The sequence below is a fragment of the Flavobacterium nackdongense genome (genome assembly GCF_004355225.1).
Taxonomy (GTDB): Bacteria; Bacteroidota; Bacteroidia; order Flavobacteriales; family Flavobacteriaceae; genus Flavobacterium; species Flavobacterium nackdongense.
Genome location: NZ_CP037933.1, coordinates 3,611,916 through 3,636,838, shown reverse-complemented (window position 1 = coordinate 3,636,838; position 24,923 = coordinate 3,611,916). Strand labels below are relative to the sequence as shown.

At 36.2% G+C, this 24,923-nt stretch carries 25 protein-coding genes; 16 read left to right on the top strand and 9 right to left on the bottom strand.

Annotated elements, in window-relative coordinates:
• Positions 1-184: 184 nt before the first annotated feature.
• From thrS to E1750_RS15630, 5 genes are all read left to right on the top strand, one after another.
• Positions 185-2,131, top strand: a complete 1,947-nt coding sequence (thrS, locus tag E1750_RS15650; RefSeq protein ID WP_133277674.1) for a threonine--tRNA ligase — start codon at positions 185-187, stop codon at positions 2,129-2,131.
• 16 nt (positions 2,132-2,147) lie between these two features.
• On the top strand, positions 2,148-2,705 hold the full coding sequence (gene infC / locus E1750_RS15645; protein WP_394346306.1) for a translation initiation factor IF-3: 558 nt from the start codon (positions 2,148-2,150) through the stop codon (positions 2,703-2,705).
• A gap of 129 nt (positions 2,706-2,834) precedes the next feature.
• The gene (gene rpmI, locus E1750_RS15640; RefSeq protein WP_133277672.1) at positions 2,835-3,032 is read left to right on the top strand and encodes a 50S ribosomal protein L35; all 198 of its coding nucleotides are present in this window, start codon (positions 2,835-2,837) and stop codon (positions 3,030-3,032) included.
• Positions 3,033-3,212: 180 nt separating this feature from the next.
• On the top strand, positions 3,213-3,557 hold the full coding sequence (rplT, locus tag E1750_RS15635) for a 50S ribosomal protein L20 (protein ID WP_133277671.1): 345 nt from the start codon (positions 3,213-3,215) through the stop codon (positions 3,555-3,557).
• A 179-nt stretch (positions 3,558-3,736) separates the two neighbouring features.
• Positions 3,737-5,869, top strand: a complete 2,133-nt coding sequence (locus tag E1750_RS15630; protein WP_133277670.1) for a S9 family peptidase — start codon at positions 3,737-3,739, stop codon at positions 5,867-5,869.
• A 136-nt stretch (positions 5,870-6,005) separates the two neighbouring features.
• Here the strand turns inward: E1750_RS15630 and E1750_RS15625 are convergent, their stop codons facing one another.
• Positions 6,006-7,268 carry an asparagine synthetase B gene (locus tag E1750_RS15625; protein ID WP_133277669.1) on the bottom strand — a complete coding sequence of 421 codons (1,263 nt, stop codon included), beginning with the start codon at positions 7,266-7,268 and terminating at the stop codon, positions 6,006-6,008.
• 434 nt (positions 7,269-7,702) lie between these two features.
• On the opposite strand from E1750_RS15625, the gene E1750_RS15620 reads away from it, so the two are divergent.
• Genes E1750_RS15620 through E1750_RS15605 form a run of 4 tightly spaced genes read left to right on the top strand, consistent with a single transcriptional unit; the run spans position 7,703 to position 10,379 of the window.
• Positions 7,703-8,311: a phage tail protein gene (locus E1750_RS15620; protein WP_133277668.1), complete on the top strand. Its 609-nt coding sequence runs from the start codon at positions 7,703-7,705 to the stop codon at positions 8,309-8,311.
• Positions 8,312-8,322: 11 nt separating this feature from the next.
• Positions 8,323-8,931, top strand: coding sequence for a phage tail protein (locus E1750_RS15615; RefSeq protein ID WP_133277667.1), 609 nt, complete (start codon positions 8,323-8,325; stop codon positions 8,929-8,931).
• Between the two features lie 11 nt (positions 8,932-8,942).
• Positions 8,943-9,542, top strand: a complete 600-nt coding sequence (locus E1750_RS15610; protein WP_133277666.1) for a phage tail protein — start codon at positions 8,943-8,945, stop codon at positions 9,540-9,542.
• Positions 9,543-9,554: 12 nt separating this feature from the next.
• A complete protein-coding gene (locus E1750_RS15605; RefSeq protein ID WP_133277665.1) occupies positions 9,555-10,379 on the top strand; it encodes a T9SS type A sorting domain-containing protein in 825 nt (274 codons plus the stop codon).
• 69 nt (positions 10,380-10,448) lie between these two features.
• Here the strand turns inward: E1750_RS15605 and dnaB are convergent, their stop codons facing one another.
• The 6 genes from dnaB to E1750_RS15575 form a co-directional block, all read right to left on the bottom strand.
• Complete coding sequence (gene dnaB, locus E1750_RS15600; protein WP_133277664.1) at positions 10,449-11,990, bottom strand: replicative DNA helicase; 1,542 nt, start codon at positions 11,988-11,990, stop codon at positions 10,449-10,451.
• Between the two features lie 140 nt (positions 11,991-12,130).
• Positions 12,131-13,084 (bottom strand): acetyl-CoA carboxylase carboxyltransferase subunit alpha, encoded by a 954-nt coding sequence (locus tag E1750_RS15595; RefSeq protein ID WP_133277663.1) that lies wholly within the window; start codon positions 13,082-13,084, stop codon positions 12,131-12,133.
• Between the two features lie 116 nt (positions 13,085-13,200).
• Positions 13,201-14,085, bottom strand: coding sequence for a DMT family transporter (locus E1750_RS15590; protein ID WP_133277662.1), 885 nt, complete (start codon positions 14,083-14,085; stop codon positions 13,201-13,203).
• Positions 14,072-15,160, bottom strand: a complete 1,089-nt coding sequence (locus E1750_RS15585; RefSeq protein WP_133277661.1) for an LptF/LptG family permease — start codon at positions 15,158-15,160, stop codon at positions 14,072-14,074. Before E1750_RS15585 ends, E1750_RS15590 begins: the two co-directional genes overlap by 14 nt.
• 91 nt (positions 15,161-15,251) lie before the next feature.
• Positions 15,252-16,382 (bottom strand): tRNA guanosine(34) transglycosylase Tgt, encoded by a 1,131-nt coding sequence (gene tgt, locus E1750_RS15580; protein ID WP_133277660.1) that lies wholly within the window; start codon positions 16,380-16,382, stop codon positions 15,252-15,254.
• A 126-nt stretch (positions 16,383-16,508) separates the two neighbouring features.
• Positions 16,509-16,910 (bottom strand): tellurite resistance TerB family protein, encoded by a 402-nt coding sequence (locus tag E1750_RS15575; RefSeq protein ID WP_133277659.1) that lies wholly within the window; start codon positions 16,908-16,910, stop codon positions 16,509-16,511.
• Between the two features lie 57 nt (positions 16,911-16,967).
• Between E1750_RS15575 and E1750_RS15570 the strand changes: the two genes are divergently transcribed.
• The 4 genes from E1750_RS15570 (at position 16,968) to E1750_RS17845 (ending at position 19,930) form a co-directional block, all read left to right on the top strand.
• The gene (locus E1750_RS15570; RefSeq protein WP_133277658.1) at positions 16,968-17,774 is read left to right on the top strand and encodes an alpha/beta hydrolase; all 807 of its coding nucleotides are present in this window, start codon (positions 16,968-16,970) and stop codon (positions 17,772-17,774) included.
• A 10-nt stretch (positions 17,775-17,784) separates the two neighbouring features.
• Positions 17,785-19,095: a D-alanyl-D-alanine carboxypeptidase gene (locus E1750_RS15565; RefSeq protein WP_133277657.1), complete on the top strand. Its 1,311-nt coding sequence runs from the start codon at positions 17,785-17,787 to the stop codon at positions 19,093-19,095.
• 67 nt (positions 19,096-19,162) lie between these two features.
• Positions 19,163-19,621 (top strand): DUF1456 family protein, encoded by a 459-nt coding sequence (locus tag E1750_RS15560; RefSeq protein ID WP_133277656.1) that lies wholly within the window; start codon positions 19,163-19,165, stop codon positions 19,619-19,621.
• 96 nt (positions 19,622-19,717) lie between these two features.
• Entirely contained in the window at positions 19,718-19,930 is a 213-nt protein-coding gene (locus E1750_RS17845) for a helix-turn-helix domain-containing protein (RefSeq protein WP_176582359.1), read from the top strand.
• A gap of 103 nt (positions 19,931-20,033) precedes the next feature.
• On the opposite strand, the gene E1750_RS15550 is transcribed toward E1750_RS17845, so the two are convergent.
• The gene (locus tag E1750_RS15550; RefSeq protein WP_133277655.1) at positions 20,034-21,380 is read right to left on the bottom strand and encodes a DEAD/DEAH box helicase; all 1,347 of its coding nucleotides are present in this window, start codon (positions 21,378-21,380) and stop codon (positions 20,034-20,036) included.
• Between the two features lie 100 nt (positions 21,381-21,480).
• Here E1750_RS15550 and E1750_RS15545 point away from each other — a divergent pair, with 100 nt between their 5' ends.
• Positions 21,481-23,208 (top strand): M14 family metallopeptidase, encoded by a 1,728-nt coding sequence (locus E1750_RS15545; protein WP_133277654.1) that lies wholly within the window; start codon positions 21,481-21,483, stop codon positions 23,206-23,208.
• On the opposite strand, the gene E1750_RS15540 is transcribed toward E1750_RS15545, so the two are convergent.
• Positions 23,209-23,811: an NUDIX hydrolase gene (locus tag E1750_RS15540; protein ID WP_133277653.1), complete on the bottom strand. Its 603-nt coding sequence runs from the start codon at positions 23,809-23,811 to the stop codon at positions 23,209-23,211.
• Positions 23,812-23,818: 7 nt separating this feature from the next.
• Between E1750_RS15540 and pyrE the strand changes: the two genes are divergently transcribed.
• Together pyrE and E1750_RS15530 are read left to right on the top strand one after the other, a co-directional pair.
• Positions 23,819-24,472 carry an orotate phosphoribosyltransferase gene (gene pyrE, locus E1750_RS15535; protein WP_133277652.1) on the top strand — a complete coding sequence of 218 codons (654 nt, stop codon included), beginning with the start codon at positions 23,819-23,821 and terminating at the stop codon, positions 24,470-24,472.
• A gap of 51 nt (positions 24,473-24,523) precedes the next feature.
• Positions 24,524-24,916, top strand: a complete 393-nt coding sequence (locus E1750_RS15530; protein WP_133277651.1) for an SRPBCC family protein — start codon at positions 24,524-24,526, stop codon at positions 24,914-24,916.
• The last annotated feature ends 7 nt before the right edge of the window (positions 24,917-24,923 follow it).

Here is a 24,923-nt window from a genome sequence, read left to right as displayed (position 1 = left end):
ATTATTGCACTAGCCCTGATGGAAACGGCATCCTTTGTGGCCGGGGTTCGGCCGCAAAGATATAGTGTACAGCAGGAAATAGCTCCTAGAAAAAATCAGTCCTATATATAATGTACAAACTTGTATTTATATATTGTGTGTGTTTTTGTAATGCGCTATATTTGCATTCTCAAAATTAAAAACAATGATTAAGATTAGTTTGCCCGACGGGTCGGTTAAAGAGTTTGCAGCTGGGGTTACACCTATGGATGTTGCAATTAGCATTAGTGAAGGATTTGCCAGAAATGTGATTTCGGCTTCTTTTGATGGTACAATTGTAGAAACCACAACTCCATTGACGACGGATGGCAGTCTTATATTATATACTTGGAATGACGAAGGTGGAAAAAAAGCTTTTTGGCATTCGACTTCACACGTGATGGCCCAGGTTCTTGAGGAAATGTATCCGGGAATAAAATTAACCCTTGGGCCAGCTATAGCCAATGGGTTTTACTATGATGTAGATTTTGAAGACCAAAAAATCACGGAGGCTGATTTTAAAAAAATTGAGAATCGCATTTTAGAAATTTCGAGAGAGAAACACGAATTTAAATTGCGTCCCGTTTCTAAGGCTGAAGCTTTGGAAGTTTATAAAAACAATGTTTATAAAACGGAATTGATTTCGAATCTAGAAGATGGCACGATTACTTTTTGTGACCATTCTACTTTCACTGATTTGTGTCGAGGGGGTCATATTCCGAATACCGGAATCATCAAAGCTGTGAAAATTATGAGTATTGCCGGTGCTTACTGGCGTGGTGATGAGAAAAACAAGCAGCTTACTCGTGTTTATGGAGTTTCATTTCCAAAACAGAAAGACCTGACAGAACACCTAGAATTATTGGAAGAAGCTAAACGCAGAGACCACAGAAAACTAGGAAAAGAACTGGAATTGTTTGCTTTCTCGGCAAAAGTAGGACAAGGCTTGCCATTATGGCTGCCTAAAGGCGCTGCATTGCGTGATAGATTAGAGCAATTTTTGAAAAAAGCACAGAAAAAAGCTGGCTATGAGCAAGTAGTTACTCCTCACATTGGACAAAAAGAACTATACGTTACTTCAGGACATTATGCTAAATATGGTGCAGATAGTTTCCAGCCAATAAATACTCCAGCCGAAGGCGAAGAATTTTTGTTGAAACCGATGAACTGTCCTCATCACTGTGAAATTTTCAATACAAGACCTTGGTCATACAAAGATTTACCAAAACGTTATGCTGAGTTTGGAACGGTTTATCGTTACGAACAAAGTGGCGAATTGCATGGCTTGACCCGCGTACGTGGGTTTACTCAGGATGATGCACATATATTTTGTACTCCAGATCAATTGGATCAAGAGTTCAAAAACGTAATTGATTTGGTATTGTATGTTTTTGGCTCGTTAGGTTTTGAAAACTTTACAGCACAGATTTCGTTGCGTGACCAAGACAACAGAGACAAGTATATAGGTAGCGATGAGAATTGGGAAAAAGCCGAAAACGCGATTATCAATGCTGCAGCTGATAAAGGACTAAAAACCGTTGTCGCTTATGGCGAAGCGGCTTTCTATGGTCCAAAGTTGGATTTTATGGTGAAAGATGCCCTTGGAAGGCAATGGCAATTGGGAACTATTCAAGTGGATTACAACTTGCCTGAGCGTTTCGAATTGACTTACAAAGGATCGGATGATCAATTGCATACACCGGTAATGATTCACAGAGCTCCTTTTGGATCTATGGAACGATTTATTGCTATTTTAATAGAACACACAGCAGGAAAATTCCCACTATGGTTGATGCCAGAACAAGCTATTATCTTGTGTTTGAGTGAGAAATATGAAAATTATGCGAAAAAAGTTTTAAATCTGCTAGAAAATCACGAAATTCGCGCCCTAATTGACAACAGAAACGAGTCGATCGGTCGAAAAATCAGGGATGCGGAGCTTCAGAAAACTCCGTTTATGCTGATTGTAGGTGAGGAAGAAGAAAAAAATGTCACTATATCCGTACGCCGTCAAGGGCAAGAAGGAAATGGCAATATGAGCGTCACAATTGAGGAATTTGCTGCAATTGTAAACGAAGAAATAGGCAAAACATTAAAAACATTTATAGTTTAACTTAAATTTTAAAGTCATAGCAATAAGAAGCAATAGAGGTTACCAACCTCGAGTAGAAAAAAAAGATGCCCATAGGATAAACAACTTTATCCGTGGTGTGCAAGAAGTAAGGCTTGTAGGTGAAAATATCGAGCCAGGAGTTTTTAAACTTTCAGAAGCGTTGCGATTAGCAGACGAATTCGAATTGGACTTGGTTGAAATTTCGCCCAATGCAGAGCCGCCTGTTTGCAAGATAATGGACTACAAAAAGTTCGTTTACATGCAAAAGAAACGTGAAAAAGAGCTTAAAGCCAAATCTACTCAAATTGTAGTGAAAGAAATTCGTTTTGGACCACAAACGGATGAACACGATTATGAGTTTAAAAGAAAGAATGCTGAAAAATTCTTGAAAGAAGGGTCTAAATTGAAAGCATTCGTTTTCTTTAAAGGTCGTTCCATCATATATAAAGATCAAGGTCAAATCTTATTATTGAGATTAGCTACGGATCTTGAAGAATTTGGAAAAGTAGAAGCAATGCCTGTTCTCGAAGGAAAGAGAATGATTATGTTTATTGCTCCGAAGAAGAAAAAATAAGCCCCCTAACCCCCGAAGGGGGAATTCTGGGATAAATAATATATGTTGCTCAACTCCCTCCCTTATGGGGAGGGCTGGGGAGGGGCTAAAGACAAGTAAGTAAGAATAAATTAAAAACACTAGGAAAAAATGCCTAAAATGAAAACAAAATCTAGCGCCAAAAAACGTTTCAAAGTTACTGGCTCTGGTAAGATTAAGAGAAAACATGCTTTCAAGAGTCACATCTTGACTAAAAAGTCTAAAAAACGTAAATTAGCTTTGACACATTCAGCGCTAGTGCACAAAACAGATGAGAAAAGCATCAAACAACAATTAAGAATCGTATAATAATTGTATAATGTAAATTGTATAATGTAAAAATGTCTGAGACAATATACAGTATACTACAATACAATATACCATTTTAAAAAATTCTTTAGGTTAAAAAAATTAAAAATAACCTTGGAGTATGGCCTTAAGTTCCCTTGATTCAATTCGGGACGCCTGCTACAAAAAAACAGAAAAATTATGCCAAGAAGTGTAAATTCAGTTGCTAAGAGAGCAAGAAGAAAAAAAATAATGAAGCAAGCCAAAGGATTCTTTGGTCGTCGTAAAAACGTTTGGACAGTTGCGAAAAATGCGGTTGAGAAAGCAATGTGCTATGCTTACCGTGATAGAAAAGCGAACAAAAGAAATTTCCGTGCTTTGTGGATTCAACGTATCAACGCTGGAGCTAGATTAGAAGGAATGTCTTATTCGCAATTCATCGGAAAATGCAAAGCTAATAACATCGAATTGAACCGTAAAGTTCTTGCCGATTTAGCGATGAATCATCCAACAGCTTTCAAAGCTATACTTAATAAAGTAAAATAAACGTTTTATCAACTCAATTTAAGATTACTTACTTATAGAGAAATCCCAATCGAAAGGTTGGGATTTTTTTGTTTTTTAAGAAAATGCAATAAACCTCAGCCCACACAGTTTACAGCCAAACTAAGGACTTATTTTATATTGAATTTTATACATTTGTCTAATAACAAAATCATTCTTTTATGAAAAAAATTTCAATTGTATTCTTAACTTGTTTTATTGCTATTTCCGCCTTTGGACAAACCAAAAAACTGACACTGCAGCAAAGTGTTTTAGAACAAAACCGACAGTTTAGAGCCGATAAATTAGTAGGATTTCAGTGGATTCCAAACACCACTAGTTACTCCTACTATTCGGATAATTTGACCAAAATAGTTGCTGTATCTGCAATAGATTCTAAAACTACTGAAGTCCTAACCTTGGCAGATCTCAATTCCGCTTTAGGTACCAATTTGAAAAACTTTTTTGGTGTTCAATGGATCGATTCTAATGCGCTTCTTGTCACCGAAAACGGAAAATATTATACCTATTCGACCTCTTCAAAAAAAGGAACGCTGATGCAAGAAACTAAAGCGGATTGCAAAAACCCAACTTTTGATAAAAAAAGACGCAATCTGGCTTTTACCGAAAATAACAATCTCTATTACTACAATGCCAATAAAGAACTTATCCAAGTTACTAATGAAACCAATGAAGCCATTGTTTCAGGTCAGTTTTTTGCGAGAAGCGAATTTGGAATTAGTAACGGGATTTTTTGGTCTCCAAAATCTAACTTTTTAGCCTTTTACCAAAAAGACCAAACCGAAGTTGCCGATTATCCAATACTTGACATCAATGAAACACCAGGTAAATTAGTGAATATAAAATACCCAATGATCGGTCAAAAAAGTGAAAAACCAAGAGTAGGAATTTATAATTTGGCTACAAAGAAAACAGTTTTCATTTCGCCAAAAGGCAATCCAGATGATTATTTGACCAACATTTCTTGGACACCCGATGAAAAATTTGTCTTGATTGCAGAACTTAATCGCTCGCAAAACGATATGTCTTTGAATGTTTATGATGCCCAAACCGGTAATTTCGTCAGAACCATTCTCAATGAGAAAAATGATAAATGGGTAGAACCCGAACATCCAGCCTTTTTCCCTAGCGAGGTATCCACCAATTTTGTTTGGATTAGCGAAAAAGAGGGCTTCAATAATTTGTATTATTATTCTATCGAAGGGAAATTAATCAAACAATTGACTCAAAATAAATTTCCAGTTCGAGAAATTATTGGGAGCAATTCAGCTGGAAGTGAAATTTATTTTAAATCCACAGGCGAAAATCCAACTAATATGTTGGCATACAAAGTAGATTTAAAAGGCAATCAAACATTAATTACCAAAGACCAAGGCATTCATACTTGTATACCAAATTTTGAAGGGAGTTATTTTTTCGATGAATATTCCAATCATGCAACACCTTCCAAATCGTTATTGTACACCAAAAATCTAAAAGCCACTACCCTTTTGGAAAGTAAAAACAAATTTACCGATTACCAAATGGGAACTTCCGAAGTTAAAACCATTAAATCAGCCGATGGAACCACCGATTTATATACACGATTAATCAAACCTAGTACCTTTGATCCAACCAAGAAATACCCCGTTTTGGTGTATGTTTATGGAGGACCACATGCTCAATTGATCACCAATTCGTATTTAGACGGTGCCAATCTTTGGATGTATTGGATGGCAGAACAAGGTTATTTAATATTCACGGTAGACAATCGCGGCTCTGATAATCGTGGTTTTGCGTTCGAAAGTGCGATTCACGGAAAATTAGGCGTGAACGAAATCGAGGACCAAATGAAAGGTATCGACTATTTAAAATCCTTGCCTTATGTCGATGCCAATCGCTTAGCCATTCACGGTTGGAGTTTTGGTGGATTTATGACCACTTCCATAATGCTCAGAAAACCCGATGTTTTCAAAGTGGGAGTTGCCGGAGGACCCGTTACCGACTGGAAATACTATGAAGTGATGTATGGCGAACGCTATATGGACACACCTACCGAAAACCAAAAAGGTTTTGATGAAGCAAACACTTTGAATTATGTAAAAAATCTAAAAGGAAAATTGCTCTTAATTCACGGCACAAGTGACGATACGGTAGTGATGCAACACAATTTTGCTTTAATCAAAAAATTCATCGAAGCCGAAAAACAGGTAGATTTTTTCCCTTACCCCATGCACGAACACAATGTAATGGGCAAAGACAGAGTCCACTTGATGACCAAAGTTTTGAACTATGTGATTGAAAATAATAAATAGTTTCTTTAGAAGCTAATCCTGCTGTACACTATATCTTTGTTGCCGAACACCGGCAACAAAGGATGCCGTTTCCATCAGGGCTAAAAACCCCAAATTCCATTACAATTATTATTGGAATTTGGGATTTTATTTTCTATTAGGTCTTTTGTTTTTTCTTTCTCGCTGCAGGAAACAACACATTATTCAAAATCAACCGATATCCTGGAGAATTGGGATGTAAATCAAGAACTGTGGGGGCGTCTCCCACTCTATGTTGATAATCTTCGGGATCGTGTCCGCCAAAAAAAGTATACATTCCTTTTCCTTTTTCCCCATGAATGTAACGCGCTTCACCGTTGAGTTCACAACTTCCCATTAGTAACACATTCGATTTGATAAGATTCGAATCGAAAGCTGTTGTTTGCCCCATAAATCCTTTTATTAATTGAGTGTGATTTTGACACAACATACTTGGAATTGGGTCCCATTTGGCCGAGAATTCCATCAAAGTAAAATAATCTTTCTCCATTGGAATTCTTCTTTTTTCGGTCATATCAATATCAGAAAACTCATAATGTTCTGGTCTTCGGTCTAAAATAAAATCTTTGAACGCAAAAGAATTGGCATAATTTATCTTTGATTGATAATTAGGTTCACTCGCATCTCCATCGAACATAGGTTCGCAAATATCAACACCATCAGCCGCCAACGCAATATCAAAACTATCGGTCGCGGAACACATGGCAAACATAAATCCTCCTCCGATGACGAAATCTCTAATTTTTTTGGCAACTGCAGCTTTTTGAACAGATACTTTTTTGTACCCTAATTTGGTCGCTAAAATTTCAGATGCTGCCTTTTGTTCAATATACCATGGTGAATTTCTGTTGGAACCAAAAAACTTACCGTATTGCCCAGTAAAATCTTCGTGATGCAAATGCAACCAATCATAAAGAATCAATTGATCCGCTAAAACCTCTTCGTCATAAATGGGTGTAAACGGAATTTCGGCATAGGTCAAAACCAGCGTTACTGCATCGTCCCAAGGCTGTTTTCCTTTGGGAGTATAAACCGCAACTTTGGGCGCTTTTTCGAGCACAACCGCTTCCATATTTTGTGAGGGACTGGCTATTTCAGCAAGAATTTGATTCGTTTCGGCATCGCTCAGTACTTCAAAACTTACACCACGAATTTGGCATTCTTTCCTAATTTCTGGTGCATCGGCCAACAAAAAAGAACCACCACGATAATTGAGCAACCAACTGGCTTTGTATTTTTTATCAATACACCAATAGGTAATTCCGTATGCTTTCAGATGATTTTGCTGCGTGGTTTCGTCCATTGGCAACAAAATAAAAGAAGCCTTAGACGAAAACGAAATCAGGATTAATAGGATAATGAATAGCTTTTTTGGATGCATTTTGGATTAATTATTTATATCGACGAGATATATTGCAAATCACAAAAATAGGCAAAACAACTCATTTTTACGGATTCTATCTTGAAATACATTTCTTCTATTAACTGTGCAATCCTATTTATCTGTAAAACCTGTAGTTAAAAAACAATAAAAAGTATTCCATCTAAATAAAGTAGATCTCACTAGTCGAGCAAAAATGAATTTTAGAAAAATGTCGTTTTAACGAATATTTATGCAATTTGTAGAAAAAAAATACAAATATGATTTCACTTACCTAATTTAGATTTTTTTAAATAATGACGTACAATAAAATAGTATAAAAATTAAATTGAGCAATTAAGAAGCAACTAAACTATTGATACAAAAACAATTATTAATCCACATTAAAAAAAAATTATTTACCAATTATTTATTACACTTAAACCAATTTACAAATGAAAAAAACACGACTCTTGCTTTTTGCTTCGATATTATTTTCGAAGTTTTTGTTTGCACAAACACCTTACATTGGAGAAATCAGGCTTTTTGCTGGAAATTTTGCTCCCTACGGCTGGGCTTTTTGCGATGGTAGCTTACTGCAAATTAGTGAAAATGACACTTTATTTGCCTTGATCGGAACCACTTATGGTGGAGATGGTCAATCGACTTTTGCTGTCCCAGATTTACGTGGCAGAGTCCCGATTGGGGTTGGGCAAGGAGCAGGTCTAAGCAATCGTGTGTTGGGAGAGAAAATCGGCCAAGAAACTGTAACTATTACTGCAGCCAATGTACCTTCACATTCGCATACAGGGCGCATTGTAGTTAGTAATGCTAACGCAACTACGACCGTCCCTAGTGCTAGTTCAAGTATTGGTACATCAGGAAGTTTTTCAGGAAGAACTTTTTTGCCTAATTTGAGCTATAATACATCTGTACCCGACATTCTCTTACAAACAGTGACAACTTCGTCCGTGGGAACATCGACCCCTGTAAGCATCACAAAACCTCGGTTAGGAATAAACTATATTATTTCTTTATTTGGAATTTTTCCATCACAAAACTAAAAGCTTAAAAAATGAAAAAGAAATACATTCTACTAGTATTATTTATAATTTCCGCAAATTCAATTTTTGCACAGGATCAATTAGTTGGAGAAATTAGACTTTTCCCCTTTAATTTTGTTCCTAAAGGATGGGCTAAATGCGAAGGTCAATTAATACCCATTTCCCAAAATACAGCTCTTTTCTCACTTTTAGGAACAAATTACGGGGGAAATGGAACGACTAATTTTGCCTTGCCAGACCTCAGAGATCGTATGGCGGTGGGTGCTGGCCAAAGTCCGGGATTAAGTGCTATAGTTTTAGGCCAAAGTGATGGTAATTCAACTATAACCTTAACTCCAGCCAACCTGCCAGCCCACACACATTCAGTCGATGTAAAAGTGAGTTCAAGCCTTGGAACTACGAGTGTGCCCTCTGCAAATACATCACTTGCTGCACCAGTACAAGTATTTAATAGTGCTTCACGTCCTGTAGCGGAATATAACGCAACTGCTCCTGACATAACTCTATCTAATAACACAACTTCTACAACAGGAGGCTCCTTACCATTCAGTAAAGAACAACCTTTACTTCCATCGGTATATTGTATTGCTTTGCAAGGAATTTTTCCACTACGAAATTAAACATATAACACATGAAAAAGATATTTTATACTGCATTAGTTTTGTTTCTATTAACAAAATCAATTTATGCTCAAGAACAATATATTGGAGAAATTAGACTTTTTGCGGGCAATTTCGCGCCAAAAGGTTGGGCTTTATGCCAAGGACAACTACTGCCTATCAATCAAAATCAAGCCTTATTTTCTCTTTTGGGAACCACTTATGGGGGCGATGGCAGAACTACTTTTGCTTTGCCAGATTACCGGGGCCGTGCAGCCGTTAGCGCTAGTTCGGTATACCAACAAGGAGTAAAAACTGGAACTGAAAATATTACTATAACAGCAACTAATTTGCCTGCTCATAGTCATAGTGAACCTTTAAAAGTGAGCTCAGCTAAAGCTGCTGCGAATGCACCTACAGCGAATTCATCTATCGCGTCACCTGCTATAACCGTTAATTCTGCAACACGAGATATTCTTGGGTATAATACTGCTAGTCCAAACACGCCGCTATTAGGAACAACCTCGACCACAGCCGGTAGCACAACGCCAACAGCAATAAATATTATGCAACCCTCTATCGTTCTGACTTATATCATTGCTTTACAAGGAATTTTTCCATCACAAAATTAAAAAACAAATCAAATGAATAATAAATACAGACACCTATTAATAGTTTTTCTGTTTGGAGGAACCATTATCGCTCAAACGACGGAAACTTTCGAAACCGAAACGGATAATAACACTAGTTTTACAGATAATAGCTTAGTTTTTTCAATTACATCTCTTGCAGGCGGAATATTTGATATTGGAAATTTTACAGGAACAGGCTGGAATGGTACTGCAGCCGATAATAAATATATTGATAATTCAGGAACCGCAGATATTGGAATTCCTGTTCAATTTAAAATTAAAAGTCCAGTGTCAACTTCCTTCAAATTAAAATCTTTTTATTTATTTTTAAGTCAATCCAACTTAAATGCAGGATCCGGGTCTTGCACAATAACTGGAAAACTTGCAGGATCGACAGTTTTCACAGCGACCGCAAGTACTGGATTTAACTCGAATCCATTGGTAAATAATGGCTTTACATTTATAAATTTGACTACTTACGGAGGAACTGATAATTCAAATAAATCTATAGATGAGTTCACAATAACTACTACAGGTACATTTGAATATGTCGCGCTTGATGCTATGACTTGGACAAATAATGCTCTTAGTGTAGATCAATTTGATGCAGCTGCATTCAATTATTATCCAAATCCTGTAAAAAACACCCTGAATTTAAGGTATTCAAAAGAAATAACATCAGCTAAAATAAGTAATATGTTAGGTCAAACGATTTCTGAAAAAATGATAAATGCAAAAGAGACAGAAATTGAAATGTCAACTCTTTCAAAAGGAACATATATATTAGAAATAAAATCTTTGGATAGCTCGAAAACATTCAAAGTAATTAAGGAATAATTTACAATTTGGTTTAAAATAAAAAAAGAGGTTTTGATCGACCTCTTTTTTTATTATCCAAAAATCACCTTAAAAGGGCATGTCATCATCCTCATCATCGTTCAAATTACTGCCAAAAGCTTCATTTGCAGACGGCAGATGTTTGGTTTGAAAAGCATTTTCATCGTGGTTCATGCTTGAAGGCAAATCATCATAATTACCACTAGAATCATCAAGGTTATCAAACTTACCGAGATGCCCAATAAATTTTAATCGGACATTGTCGATTCCACCATTACGATGTTTGGCGATCATAATTTCTGCTTGACCTGCCGTTGGGGATTGTTCGTCGTCATCCCATTCATCAATTTTATAATATTCTGGACGATATAAAAACGAAACGATATCCGCATCCTGCTCGATAGCTCCCGATTCACGAAGGTCAGAAAGCAAAGGCCTTTTGCTCGAACCACGAGTTTCAACGGCACGCGACAACTGCGACAGTGCAATGACAGGCACATTTAACTCTTTGGCTAAAGCCTTTAAGTTTCGAGAGATGGTTGAAATTTCCTGTTCCCTATTGCCTCCCCCTTTACTATTTCCGCCGGCAGTCATCAATTGCAAATAATCAACAATGATGATTTTGATCCCGTGTTGCGAGACCAAACGCCTGGCTTTAGCCCGCAAATCAAAAATGGAAAGTGAGGGTGTATCATCTATGAATAAGGGTGCTTTTTCCAAATTTTTCACCTTTGTGCTCAACATAGTCCATTCGTGAGGCTCTAATTTTCCGGTACGCAATTTCTCAGAAGACAAACCTGTTTCTGAGGAAATCAAACGTGTTATCAATTGTACTGATGCCATTTCTAAGGAAAATAAGGCTACAGGATGCCCGAAATCAATCGCAATATTTCTAGCCATCGAGAGTACAAAAGCAGTTTTCCCCATAGCCGGTCTGGCTGCGATAATAATTAAATCACTGGGCTGCCAGCCAGAAGTTAGCTTATCTAAATTTGTAAACCCGGTTTCTACACCACTCAATCCCTCTTGTTTACTGATTTCTTCAATTCGTTTTTTGGCTTGCAAAACCAAACTTTGAGCCGTTTCCGAACTGCGTTTGATGTTTCCCTGAGTTACTTCATATAATTTGGATTCGGCTTTGTCTAATAAATCAAAAACATCCGTTGTCTCATCATAAGAATCCTCGATAATTTCGGTCGAAATTCGAATTAAACTCCGTTGAATAAACTTTTGCAAGATAATTCTAGAGTGAAATTCAATATGAGCTGAAGACGAAATTTTCTGAGTCAGTTGAATTAAGTAAAAATCACCTCCTGCCAGTTCTAATTTTCCGTTTTTTTTGAGTTGAGCTGAAACGGTTAATAAGTCTATAGGTTGCGTATCGGTAAAGAGTTGAACTATAGCCTCAAAAATATATTTATGAGAATCTTTATAAAAAGCATCGGATTGCAAAATATCGATTACATCATCGACCCCTTTTTTGTCAATCATCATCGCACCAAGCACTGCTTCTTCTAGGTCGATAACTTGTGGGGGTAATTTTCCTTTTTCAAGGTTGATAATTGTAGTTTTGTCTATACGAATTGGGTTTATATTTTTAACGTTTTCCATAGAACGAAAGTAATCAATATTAGAAAAAAAAACCAATAGAGTTATTACAAAATATTGTTCATAAACTATTTATTTTTGTTAACAAGTCAAAAAAAATCCGAAACGGTAAGGCTTCGGATTTACATAATATTTATAAGATTTTACTCTTTAAACTCTCCCATTTTACTGTATTTATCCATCCTTTGGGCTACTAATTCTTCTGTTGATAAGTCTTTCAATTCATTAAAGCCTTTCATGATATATTGCTCAACTGTTTTGAAAGCTGTATCTCTGTCGAAATGAGCACCACCAAGAGGTTCTGGAATAATATCGTCGACTAATTTTTGTTTTTTCATGTCTGAAGATGTCAATTTCAGTGCTTCTGCAGCTTGTTCTTTGTAATCCCAACTTTTCCATAAAATCGAAGAACAAGATTCTGGAGAAATTACAGAATACCAAGTATTTTCCATCATATATACTCGATCTCCCACGCCAATTCCTAATGCACCACCTGAAGCACCTTCGCCAACGATAACCACAATAATTGGCACTTTCAATCGAATCATTTCGAAAATATTTCTTGCGATAGCTTCTCCTTGTCCGCGTTCTTCGGCTTCGATACCCGGAAAAGCCCCTGGAGTATCAACAAAAGAAAGTACCGGAATTCCGAATTTTTCGGCCATTTTCATCAATCTCAAGGCTTTTCTATACCCTTCAGGGTTTGCCATTCCAAAATTTCGGTATTGACGGGTTTTAGTATTGAAACCTTTTTGTTGACCAATAATCATAAAGGATTGCCCATCTATCTTTCCTAAGCCACCAATCATCGCCTTGTCATCTTTGAAACCTCTGTCGCCGTGAAGTTCTAAAAAAGTATCGCCACAAAGTGCTTTTATATGATCTAAAGTGTAGGGTCTGTTCGGATGTCTTGACAATTGAACTCGTTGCCAAGCGGTTAGATTTTTGTATATTTTTCTTTTCGTTTCTTCGAGTTTTTTGTTGATTTGTTTACACGTATTCGACACATCAACCTCAGATTCTTGTCCAATAATTTGGCACTTATCCAACTGGTCTTCAAGTTCTTTTATTGGAAGTTCAAAATCTAAATATTCCATAAGTTTTATTCGTTTATGCTTTGATTTGCAGTGCAAATATAAAATTTAAAATTATCAAAAACGCATATTTAGCATCAAATTACTAACAAATTGATAGTGAAACGCTTTGGTGCAAATTAATTTTTTTTGGAAAGATAATGCTTCAGAATTCCGTTGAGAATAACGGTAATTACGATCAAAACGGCGCCAATATAAAACTCAATACTCATTTTTTCCTTTCCACCGATAATAAAATACGCCAAAACAATGCCGTATACCGGCTCTAAACTAGTGGTGAGCATCACCGTGTAAGGCGATAGAATTCGCATCACTTTCACAGAAGCTGTAAAAGCATAAGCCGTACAAACTGACGATAAAATAAGTAGGTACATCCAATCACTACCCGATAATACAAAGAAATCAAAGTTGAATTTATTTTGGAATAGAAAGTAAATTGTAATAAAAAAAACACCCGCAAGGAATTCGTAAAAAGTAATCACCGAAGGCTCGTGTTTTTCGATTAATTTGCCGTTCATCAGTGTAAATAAAACCCCAATTACTATCGAAAGTAAGGCATAGAGAATCCCCGTGAAATAATTGATTTCTACTTGCAAAATCATAGCGAGAGCACTGATAATGATAAGACCAAATAAAACCTCGTACCACAGCATTTTTCTACCATAAAAGATGGGTTCCAAAATAGAGGTTATAAAAGCTCCTAAAGAAAACACTGCTAATGTAATCGACACATTAGAAAGGTGTATGGCTTCGAAAAAAAAGATCCAATGCACCGCAATCAGGAATCCGACCAAAATTAATTTGACAAATTCTTTGATATGAATTCGGAAAGACCCTTTTTTGAAAAGAATAAAAAGAAATAAAAAAACGGCCGCCAACAGCATTCGATACCAAACTAGCGCGTCTGCCTGAATGGAAATCAAGGCTCCCAAAATGGCGGTAAATCCCCAAATAAAAACAATGAGATGAAGATTTAAATAGCTTTTTATATTACTCTTTTGCATTCCGTAATAATATAATGGCTAAAATCCCGAAAATGATATTGGGAAACCAAACTGCTAATAAGGGAGGAAAACTTGATTTTTCGGCCAAAGTGCCAAAAATTTTGTCAAAAAACACAAACGAAAAGGCCACTGCAATGCCAATGGCAAGACTCAATCCCATACCGCCGCGTCGTTTCATTGAGGAAACCGAAACGGCAATGATGGTCAAAATAAATGCAGAAACTGGAATACTGTATTTTTTATACAAAACCACCAAATACACATTAACATTGGAGGAGCCACGCTTTTTCTCTTTTTCGATAAATCGGTTTAATTTCACCAAACTTAGGGTTTCAGCGATATACACCACAGGCGTTAAATCCTCTAAATCAAAATTGAATTTGGCTTCTTTTTTATCTAACTTTTCAATTTTATCATCCAATCCGCCTACTGTTCTTTTGACATAATCATAAAGGGTGTATCGCTTGGTTTTGGGGTTCCATTGTATCCTTGAGGCCGATATTTTGTAGGCTAATTTGTCTTTGGTAAATTTTTCATAAGTAAAATTATAGGCCGTTTTAGAAGCCACATCAAAACTATTGACGTAGATAAATTCATCATTACTAATTTGTCTAAACACATCCGTGCTTTCGCCTCGCATCGCCTGCTTGCCGTCGCCGCGGAGATAGGTGTACCTAAAATTATTGAACCCTTCACTGGACTTGGGAACAATAAAAAAGCCCATTAACAAGATAATTATCGAAACGATGGAAGCGCCGATGATAAAGGGTCGTAGAAAACGAGTAAACGAAATTCCAGAACTGAGTATCGCAATAATTTCAGTATCATTGGCTAATTTTGAAGTAAACCAAATTACCGATAAAAACAAAAATATGGGAAATAATAAATTGGTAAAATAGATTGTAAAATGATAGTAATAAATCAAAATATCCACAACAGGAATTTTGTTTTCGATCATTTTATTGATCTTTTCTGAAACATCAATTACAATTCCAATAGGGGCAAATAATCCCAACATCACCCCAAAAGTGGTCAAGTATTTTTTAAGGATGTATTTGTCTATTATTGTTAACATTTTTTTGTTTAAGGTTTAAAAGTTTAAGAGTTTAAGGTTTAAAATTGTTGGGGTTGAACAACTTTAAACAACTTTAAACTTTAAACAATTTTTATAATCTCTGGCTCATATTTCGCACCATCATTTCTTTCCAAGTTCTGAAGTCGCCGGCTAAGATATGTTTTCTGGCTTCTCGAACCAACCACATATAAAAACCAAGGTTGTGTATCGTGGCAATTTGCTTTCCAAGATATTCATTGGCTGCAAACAGGTGACGCAAATAAGCTTTGGTATATTCGGTATCTACAAAAGTATGCCCCATTTCATCTACCGGCGAAAAATCGTCTTCCCACTTTTTGTTTTTGATATTGATAGTTCCGTTGGCGGTAAACAACATCCCGTTTCGAGCATTTCGAGTGGGCATCACGCAATCGAACATATCAATTCCAAGTGCAATATTCTCTAAAATATTGATTGGAGTTCCCACTCCCATCAAATATCTTGGTTTGTCTTCGGGTAGAATTTCGCAAACCACTTCGGTCATGGCGTACATTTCCTCGGCAGGTTCTCCCACCGAAAGTCCACCGATGGCGTTTCCTTGTTGTCCAGCATTGGCAATGTATTCCGCAGATTGTCGACGCAAATCCTTATACGTACTCCCTTGAACTATCGGGAAAAAAGTCTGGTCGTATCCATATTTTGTTGGCACTTTTTCCAAATGATTAATACAACGATCCAACCATCGATGTGTCATGTGCATCGAACGTTGCGCGTAGCGGTAATCACAAGGATAGGGCGTACATTCATCGAAAGCCATAATAATATCAGCGCCAATGGTACGTTGAATTTCCATCACATTTTCGGGCGTGAAAACATGATACGAACCGTCGATATGCGATTTGAATTTTACGCCTTCCTCCTTTATTTTTCGGTTGGCCGAAAGCGAATATACCTGATACCCACCAGAATCGGTCAAAATATTGCGATCCCAATTCATAAATTTGTGCAAACCACCAGCTTTTTCAAGGATTTCGGTCTGTGGTCGTAAATATAAATGGTAGGTGTTCCCAAGAATAATATCTGGGTTAATTTCTTCTTTCAGTTCGCGTTGGTGTACTCCTTTTACCGAAGCAACGGTGCCGACAGGCATAAAAATTGGGGTTTCGATCACGCCATGGTCAGTAGTAATGCTTCCTGCTCTGGCTTTGGTATGTGGATCTTTTTGTACTAAATCAAATTTCATAGATCATTTTTCAGTTGGCAAAGATAATTTATTTAAGATTTAGTCCCGACACTTCGGGCTAGGTTTTAAGATAATATTTAACAAACCCATTTGTTCCCTTCCAAAAATTCATCAGGGCATACTAAATCAGTTGTGCTGCTCTTTGAAAATTTCCAATAAAACATCGGCTTCAATAATGGGGCTGGAATGCATTTTCATCATTTTGAGCATCCGGTTGGTCACAACAGGATTCAATCCCATATCAATTCCAATTTGGATAATGGCAATTTCTTCCTTGCTATGAATGACCCCGTCCGAATGCATTAATAAGGCCAAACGGTAAAATTGATGAAAACGCTCGTATTCCGATTTAATAACAAGAAGTGGTAATTCCTGATGAAACAAATCCTTGAAAACTTCCGTACTAATGTTCAACTCTTTGGCAACGATGGCCAAAAAAGCATATTCCTTTGGATGCAAATTACCATCTATTGTGGCAAAAGCGATCATTTCTAAAAGTAAACTTATTTTTTCTTCGTTTGTTTGCATCAAATTATTATTTTTAGCTAAAATATTCTTTTTAATCCAAAATACAAAACCTAACAAATGATTCAGCGATTGGCACTATTCCTTTTTGTTTTTATTGCGACAGACCAAATTTTAGCCCAAGCAAATACCGCTTCAAAACAAGTTACAACTTTCAGTATTGAGGCACCACAATTGAATTGTACCAAGAAAATTTGGCTGTATTTACCCAAAAATTATCAAAACAGCAAAAAGAAATATCCTGTAATTTACATGCATGACGCCCAAAATCTTTTCGATGCCAAGACCTCTTTTGTTGGTGAATGGAATGTGGATGAAAAACTCGATAGCCTCAATGCTCAGGTGATTGTCGTAGGTATCGAACACGGAAACGAGAAACGAATGGACGAACTTACACCCTATAAAAATGCTAAATATGGCGGAGGAAATGCCGATCAATACCTTGATTTCATTGTAAAAACACTTAAACCAGCAATTGATTCCAAATACAGAACAAAAACCAACACCAAAAACACAGGCATTATGGGGAGTTCGCTCGGCGGATTGGTTTCTTATTATGCCATTCTGAAATATCCAGAAGTATTCGGAAAGGCAGGAATTTTTTCGCCCTCTTTTTGGTTTAACCGCAAGGAAATAATGGAATTGACCGAAAAAACTACAAAGATAAAAACGAAAATATATTTCCTTTGCGGGGACAATGAAGGTGATGCCGATATGGTTTTGGACCTCAACAAAATTGATGATTTAGTATCGGAAAAAAGGTGCGAATGCAAAAATTTGACCAAAAAGCAAATTGTAAAAGGCGGACAGCATAACGAAAAATTATGGCGAGATGGATTTGCAAATGCTTATATTTGGTTGTTTTAAAAATTTATAAATGAAATACACGCTATTATATATCTTATTATTGCTTTTGTCGGTCAATGCATTTTCTCAAAAAATTCCGCATCGAAAAATCAAAAAATTGATCGAAAAATCCGAAATTCTTCAGGAACATTTTACCGGTTTTGCGCTTTTTGATCAAGATAAAGACCAAATGATTTTTGAACAAAACGGAACTAAAAACTTTGTCCCGGCATCGAATACCAAAATGTACACATTGTATACGGCTCTAAATATGCTAGGCGATTCGATTCCCGCTCTAAAATACAGCACCAAAGGTGATTCCTTGATTTTTTGGGGAACCGGCGACCCAACTTTGACGTACTCTAGTTTCAAATCGACAAAGGTGTTGGATTTTTTGAAGGCTTCAAACAAAAAACTGTTCTTAGTTTCTAACAATTACAAAGGTAATTTTTATGGCTACGGTTGGAATTATGATGATTATTTAGAAGATTTTCAACCCGAGTTGACCGCTTTTCCGGTGGATGGAAATACAGCCAAAGTCTACAAAAATGAAGCTGGTGGCATCACCGTAAATCCTCCTTTTTTGCAATCTTTTTTCAAAGTGGATCCTAATTTTAGTGATGACTATTTCCTGATTCATCGCGATTTTTATTCCAATCAATTTAGCTTTCCTGCTAAAATTGATAAAACAGGTTACCTTCAAGAAATTCCATTCAAGACCAGTCCTGAACTGACCATTTCGCTTCTCGAAGAAAAAATTAACAAAGATATTAGCCTCATCGACATTCCATTGCCAAAAGATTTCAAAATAATTTACAGCGAAAAAACAGACGATGTATTAAGAAAAATGATGTTGGTCAGCGACAATTTTATAGCCGAACAATTGCTACTGGTCTGTTCGTCGACGATGGCAAATGATTTGTCTACCCAAACGATAATCGAATACAGTAAAGCCAATTTTATGAAAGAATTTGCCAACGACATTTCTTGGGTGGATGGTTCTGGCTTATCACGTTATAATTTATTCACGCCTAACACCTCGATTAGTTTGTTGAAAAAAATTAGTGCCAAAATCAATGATGAGGAACGACTGCACAGTTTATTTCCAGCTGGCGGTGTTTCGGGAACTTTAAAAAGAGCTTATAAAACAGATAATGACAAGCCATTTGTTTGGGCAAAAACAGGTACACTTACAAATGTTTACAACCAAAGTGGTTACATTATCACTCGAAAAGGCAAGAAATTAATCTATTCGTTTATGAACAACAACTTTACCAGAACAACGGATGAAATTAGAACTGAAATGGCGCGAATCATTACTGCAATCCATAATAAATACTAGATCTTGTGCAATGTAATAATTGTTTTCCACATTACTTTTAAAACGTACCTTTGTAAAAAATAAAAAAATGACCAATAACGATATCCTCAAAAAATTGCGTGTCGCACTGATGTTGCGCGATGACCAAATAGTTGACATTTTAGAACTTGTTGATTTTAGAATTTCTAAATCAGAATTGAGTGCGTTTTTTCGTGCCGAAGACCATCCTAATTATGTAGAATGTGGCGATCAAATACTGCGTAATTTCCTCAACGGATTGGTGATTCATTTGCGAGGTACAAAAGAAAATCCAAAGAATCCGAATGAGGTTTTAGCCAAACATAAAGCTCAAATACCAGCAAAAGAGGGTGCTTCAGAGCGCAAGGAGTTCAAAGCGAAACCAATAGATCAGGAAAAAGCCAGAGGCGATCAAAGTCCTGCTAAAACGAAACCATCAGCCAAAAAGAAACCTTTCAAAAAACCTGCTCCAAAAGTGCAAGTCGTAGAGAAGGTAAAATTCAATTTTGGGAAAAACAAGAAATCCTGAAAACTCAGGATTTCTTGTTGATATTCGATAAAATTTAAACAGTGAGATTTTAGCCCATAAAAACAGAATCCGATTATCAAGCTGCGTTAAAAAGATTTGAGCTTCTTTTTGATGCTCCAATGGGTGACGCCTGAAAGTGATGAGGCAGATATTCTTGCGCTATTAATTGATGAATTTGAAAATAGAAATTATCCCATTGCTGCACCGAATCCTATTGAAGCTATAAAAATAAGAATATCAGAAATGAAACTTAAACAAACTGACTTAGTTGATGCCATGGCTGGAAAAAGCAGAGTTTCCGAAATTTAAAATCGTGAACGGAAACTTGCCGTTTAGTAAAATTTTAAGTTGATGACTTTTTTTTAATTCTTAATTATTCAAATAACTGATAAACAAAACTTACCGATAAAAACTACTCCTCTTCCTTCTTAATCACTTTTTTAGCTACTTCAATTTTAAATTTCTTGCCTTTCATTTTTTCGTCCTTGATATTATGCAGTAAATCTTTCACCTTGTTGAATTTTACTGCGGCGAAGGAAATAAAATCTTTCACTTCGATTAATCCTAAATCGCCTTTCTCCAATTTCCCCTTTTGGGAAAAGAACCCTACAATATCAATCTTATTCAATTTGTTTTTCTTTCCTCCGCTGATGTAGATGGTTTGGAACTCTGGTGGTTTTGGCAAAGTGGTTGCATTTTCCACCTTCAAAACTTCCATTCCATAATCGACGTAATCTAGTTTTTTCTCGCTTTCGTTTATGATAAGATAAGCCGTTCCGGAAGCCTGCATTCGAGCCGTTCTACCGTTTCTATGCGTGAATTCGTCTTCTTTCAAAGGCAAATGATAATGAATCACGTGTTTCATTTCGGGAATATCGAGTCCACGAGCTGCCAAATCAGTCGTGATTAAATAACTCATACTGCCGTTTCGGAATTGGATTAAAGCGCGTTCCCGTTCGTCCTGATCCATTCCGCCGTGATAATACGTAGCATAAATACCTTTTTCGTTCAAAGTATCGCTTATTCGTTCGGCAGCGTCACGATGATTGCAAAAAACGATGGCCGATTGCGATTTCAAGGAACAAATCAGGTTGAATAAACTTCCCATTTTGTCTTTCTCTTTCGAAATGACCATTTTCGTGGCCAAATTACTGGTTACTTCTTCATTTGGAATAAAATCCAAAATGGTAGGATTGACCACTCTCGTATATTTTGGAATTTCAATATCGGATGTTGCCGAAACCAAAATACGTTTGTTTAGTTTGGATAATTTTCCAATGATGAAAGACATTTGCTCGTGAAAACCCAATTGCAAGGATTTATCAAATTCGTCCAGAATCAAGGTTTCTATTTTGTCCAAACGAAAAGTGCCTCTATCAATATGATCGGCGATTCGTCCCGGAGTTCCAATTAAAACCGCAGGTGGATTGCTTAAATTTTTGATTTCGGTTTCGATGGAATGACCGCCGTAGCAAACATTTACTTTATAGTCTGTTCCCATTTTTTTCCAAACTTGCTCAATTTGAAGCCCTAATTCACGTGATGGAACCAGAATCAAACATTGAACGGAAAGTATTTCAGGTTTCAACATTTCTAAAATGGGCAAGAGGAAAGCCAGTGTTTTCCCTGAACCTGTTGGCGAAAGGAGTAAAATATTGTTGTCGCTCAAAATAGTTTCTTGGGCAGCGACTTGCATTTCATTTAGGTTTTCGATACCTAAATTGAAAAGTATATTATTGGAATGATGTCTTCTATTCATTTTGCAAAGATAAAGGCAAATCTGAATTAAAAATTAGCTTTTACAAAATACTAGTTAGAAAAAGTTAGTTACTTTTGGAAAATCGATAAAAAACTCAACTATGCGCTTTATAAAATTAGCTGTACTCCTTTTTTCAACGATGCTGTTGGCACAAAAAAATTCGAAATATGATACTTATTTTGAGAAAGGAAATGGCAACCAAAGTGCTGATTATGCTGAAATACTGCGATATTATCAAGAATTAGACACCGATTTTGAAACGATAAAAGTCAAAAATATGGGTTTGACAGATAGTGGCGAACCATTGCAAATCGTAATTTTTAACGCAGACAAAGAGTTTAACTTTGATGCAACATCTTCCAAAGCAATCATATTAATCAACAACGGCATTCATCCTGGCGAACCTGATGGGATTGACGCAAGTATGCAATTGTACAGAGATTTAGCTTTGGGAAAAATTAAAATTCCAGCAAATGTGATTCTTATTGCAATTCCAGTGTACAATATTGGCGGCTGCTTGAATAGAAATTCCACAACTCGTGTCAACCAAGATGGACCTGAAGCCTATGGTTTTCGGGGTAATGCTAGAAATTTTGATTTAAATCGTGACTTCATAAAATCAGATACTAAGAATACTTTGAGTTTTGTTGAAATTTTTCAAAAATACAATCCGGATGTTTTTATTGATAACCACGTGAGTAACGGCGCCGACTATCAATACACCTTGACTTATATTATGACTGAACCCAAAAAACTAGGAAATACTTTGGGAGATTATATGAAAAATGAAGTTACACCATCGATTACTAAAGATTTGCAACAAAAAAAGATAGAAACTACGCCTTACGTCAATGTTTGGCGCGGAACTCCTGACGAAGGTTTTCAGCAGTTTTTTGACAGTCCAAGATATACCACAGGCTATACATCATTATTCAATTCTATTGGTTTTGTGGTAGAAACACATATGTTAAAAGACTATGCAAGTCGCGTAAAAGCCACCTATGAATTTATGACGTCCACAATAAATTATGTAGATAAAAATTATAAAACCATTAAAAACAAGCGTTTAGAAAATGAAAAACAATTTGAACCCCAGAAAAAATATACTTTAAAATGGGAGATTGATTCTTCGAAAATTACTAAAATACCCTTTTTAGGATACGAAGGGAAGATCAAGAAAAGCGATCTTACTTCGGGTTCTCGATTGTATTACGACCAACAAATTCCTTATTCAAAATCGATTCCATTTTTGGCCGATTTTAAGTCCGCTCAGGAAATCACCATTCCGAATGGATACCTTATTCCGCAAGGATTTTGGCCTGTAATCGATTTGCTTAAAGCTAACAACCTAAAATTTTCAAGATTAAAAAATGACACTATTATAGTGGTCGAAAGCTATCGCATTGCCGATTATTCCACTTCAAAAAACGCATACGAAGGACATTATGCCCATTACAATACAAAGGTGACATCTTCTACAATAAAAATGCACTTTAAAAAAGGTGATTATCTATTTACAACCCAACAAAAAGGAGTCAAATTTTTATTAGAAACACTAGAGCCTGCAGCAGTGGATAGCTATTTTAATTGGAACTTTTTTGACACTATACTGCAACAAAAAGAAGGTTATTCCGATTATGTTTTTGAAGATTTAGCCAATGACTATTTGAATAAAAATCCTGACCTGAGAGCAAAATTAGAACAAAAGAAAACAGAAGATAAAGCTTTTGCCGAAAACCCAGAAGCACAATTAGATTGGGTTCACAAGAACTCGATTTACTACGAAAAAGCACATTTACAATATCCTATTTATCGAATTGTGGAGTAATTATTGACTAATCCCATCCACTTCGAATAATAATTTTATGTTTTCATACGATTTTTTCAGTACTTCAGGAATTTCATTAGGACTAAGCCAAACCGCTTTTTCGATGCCTTCCTCCTGCTGGCCTACTGGAATTCCTTCAAAATCGGACTGCATTTCAAACCATTGGGTAATTTTGAGTTTATAGACACCATTCCGTTTGAAAATATGATAGGTCTTTTGCAATTTTTTGGTAATTCGCAATTGGTCGACACCAGTTTCTTCTTCGACTTCTCGCATGGCGGTTTTTTCAATATCTTCCCCTTTCTCGGTGCCTCCTTTCGGTAAATCCCATTTTCCACCTCGATAAATAAATAGAACTTCGCCCTTTTTATTATAAACTAAGCCTCCACCAGCTTTAGAAACCGGAATTTTAGATTTCAAAGTTTTCAAAATTTCCTTTTCATCAGGATGATAAAGATAGGCTTTTTGAATTTTATTTTGAAAAATTTTGACTATAATTTGCTCTATATCAACACTTTCTAATAAAAAAAGTTGAAAATTAGTCTCCTTAGAGATTTCATTTGTCAAAAAAAGTGGTTTGTCGTTCACAAAAACTTTATACATTTGTACTATGATATTTAATAAAGATACCGCCGAGAAAACTGCCGAATTACTTTTGCAAATTAATGCAATTAAATTGAATCCAAGAAATCCTTTTACCTGGGCTTCAGGATGGCAATCCCCTATTTATTGTGATAATCGAATAATTCTTTCATTTCCAACCATTCGGAATTATGTAAGAGACGAATTTTCGAAAAATATTGAAAAAAAATTCGGCAAACCCGATGTCATCGCCGGTGTGGCAACAGGCGCGATTGGAATTGGAATATTGGTTGCCGAAAGTATGGGTTTACCCTTTGTATATGTAAGGCCGGAACCCAAAAAGCATGGCCGACAAAATCAAGTTGAAGGCTTTTTGCAAAAAGGGCAAAATGTAGTGATTGTAGAAGATTTGATCAGCACGGGCAATAGTAGTTTGCTTGCCGTAGAAGCCTTGCGGGCTGCAGGCGCTAATATTAAAGGAATGGCAGCTATTTTCACCTATGGATTTGATGTTGCCCAAGAAAACTTTCAAAAAGCCAATGTCGATTTATTTACCTTGAGTAATTATCAAAATTTATTGAATTTGGCAGTCGCCAAACGATATATAACCGAAATGGAAGAAGCTACCTTGAGAGAATGGAATCAGAGTCCATCGACTTGGGGTGTTGAAAAAAATGAATAATAAAATTTCAACCATAAACAATAAACAATAAACTTCAAACAATACACTTAAATGAACTTAGAAAGTCCAAAAGTTACGGTCGAAAAATCGGCTGAATATTTATACACTCAATTATCAGATATCAGAAATTTTGAAAAATTAATGCCCGAAAACATCGCCAAATTCGAAGTTCTTGGCGACGATATTTTCAATTTTGGTCTGAAAGGCATGCCCGAAATAAAATTAAGATTAAAAGAAGGAGTTCCTCATTCCAAAGTGATTTTGAATGCTGCCAGCGACAAACTGCCATTTACTTTAGTGGCCAATATTGATGCAGTTTCTGAAAATTCATCTGAAGTAAAACTAGATTTCGAAGGCGAATTTAACCCGATGATGGCCATGATGATCAAAGGACCGATTTCTAAATTTATCGAAACTTTGGCATTGAATATGCCAAAATTGTAAATTCAAA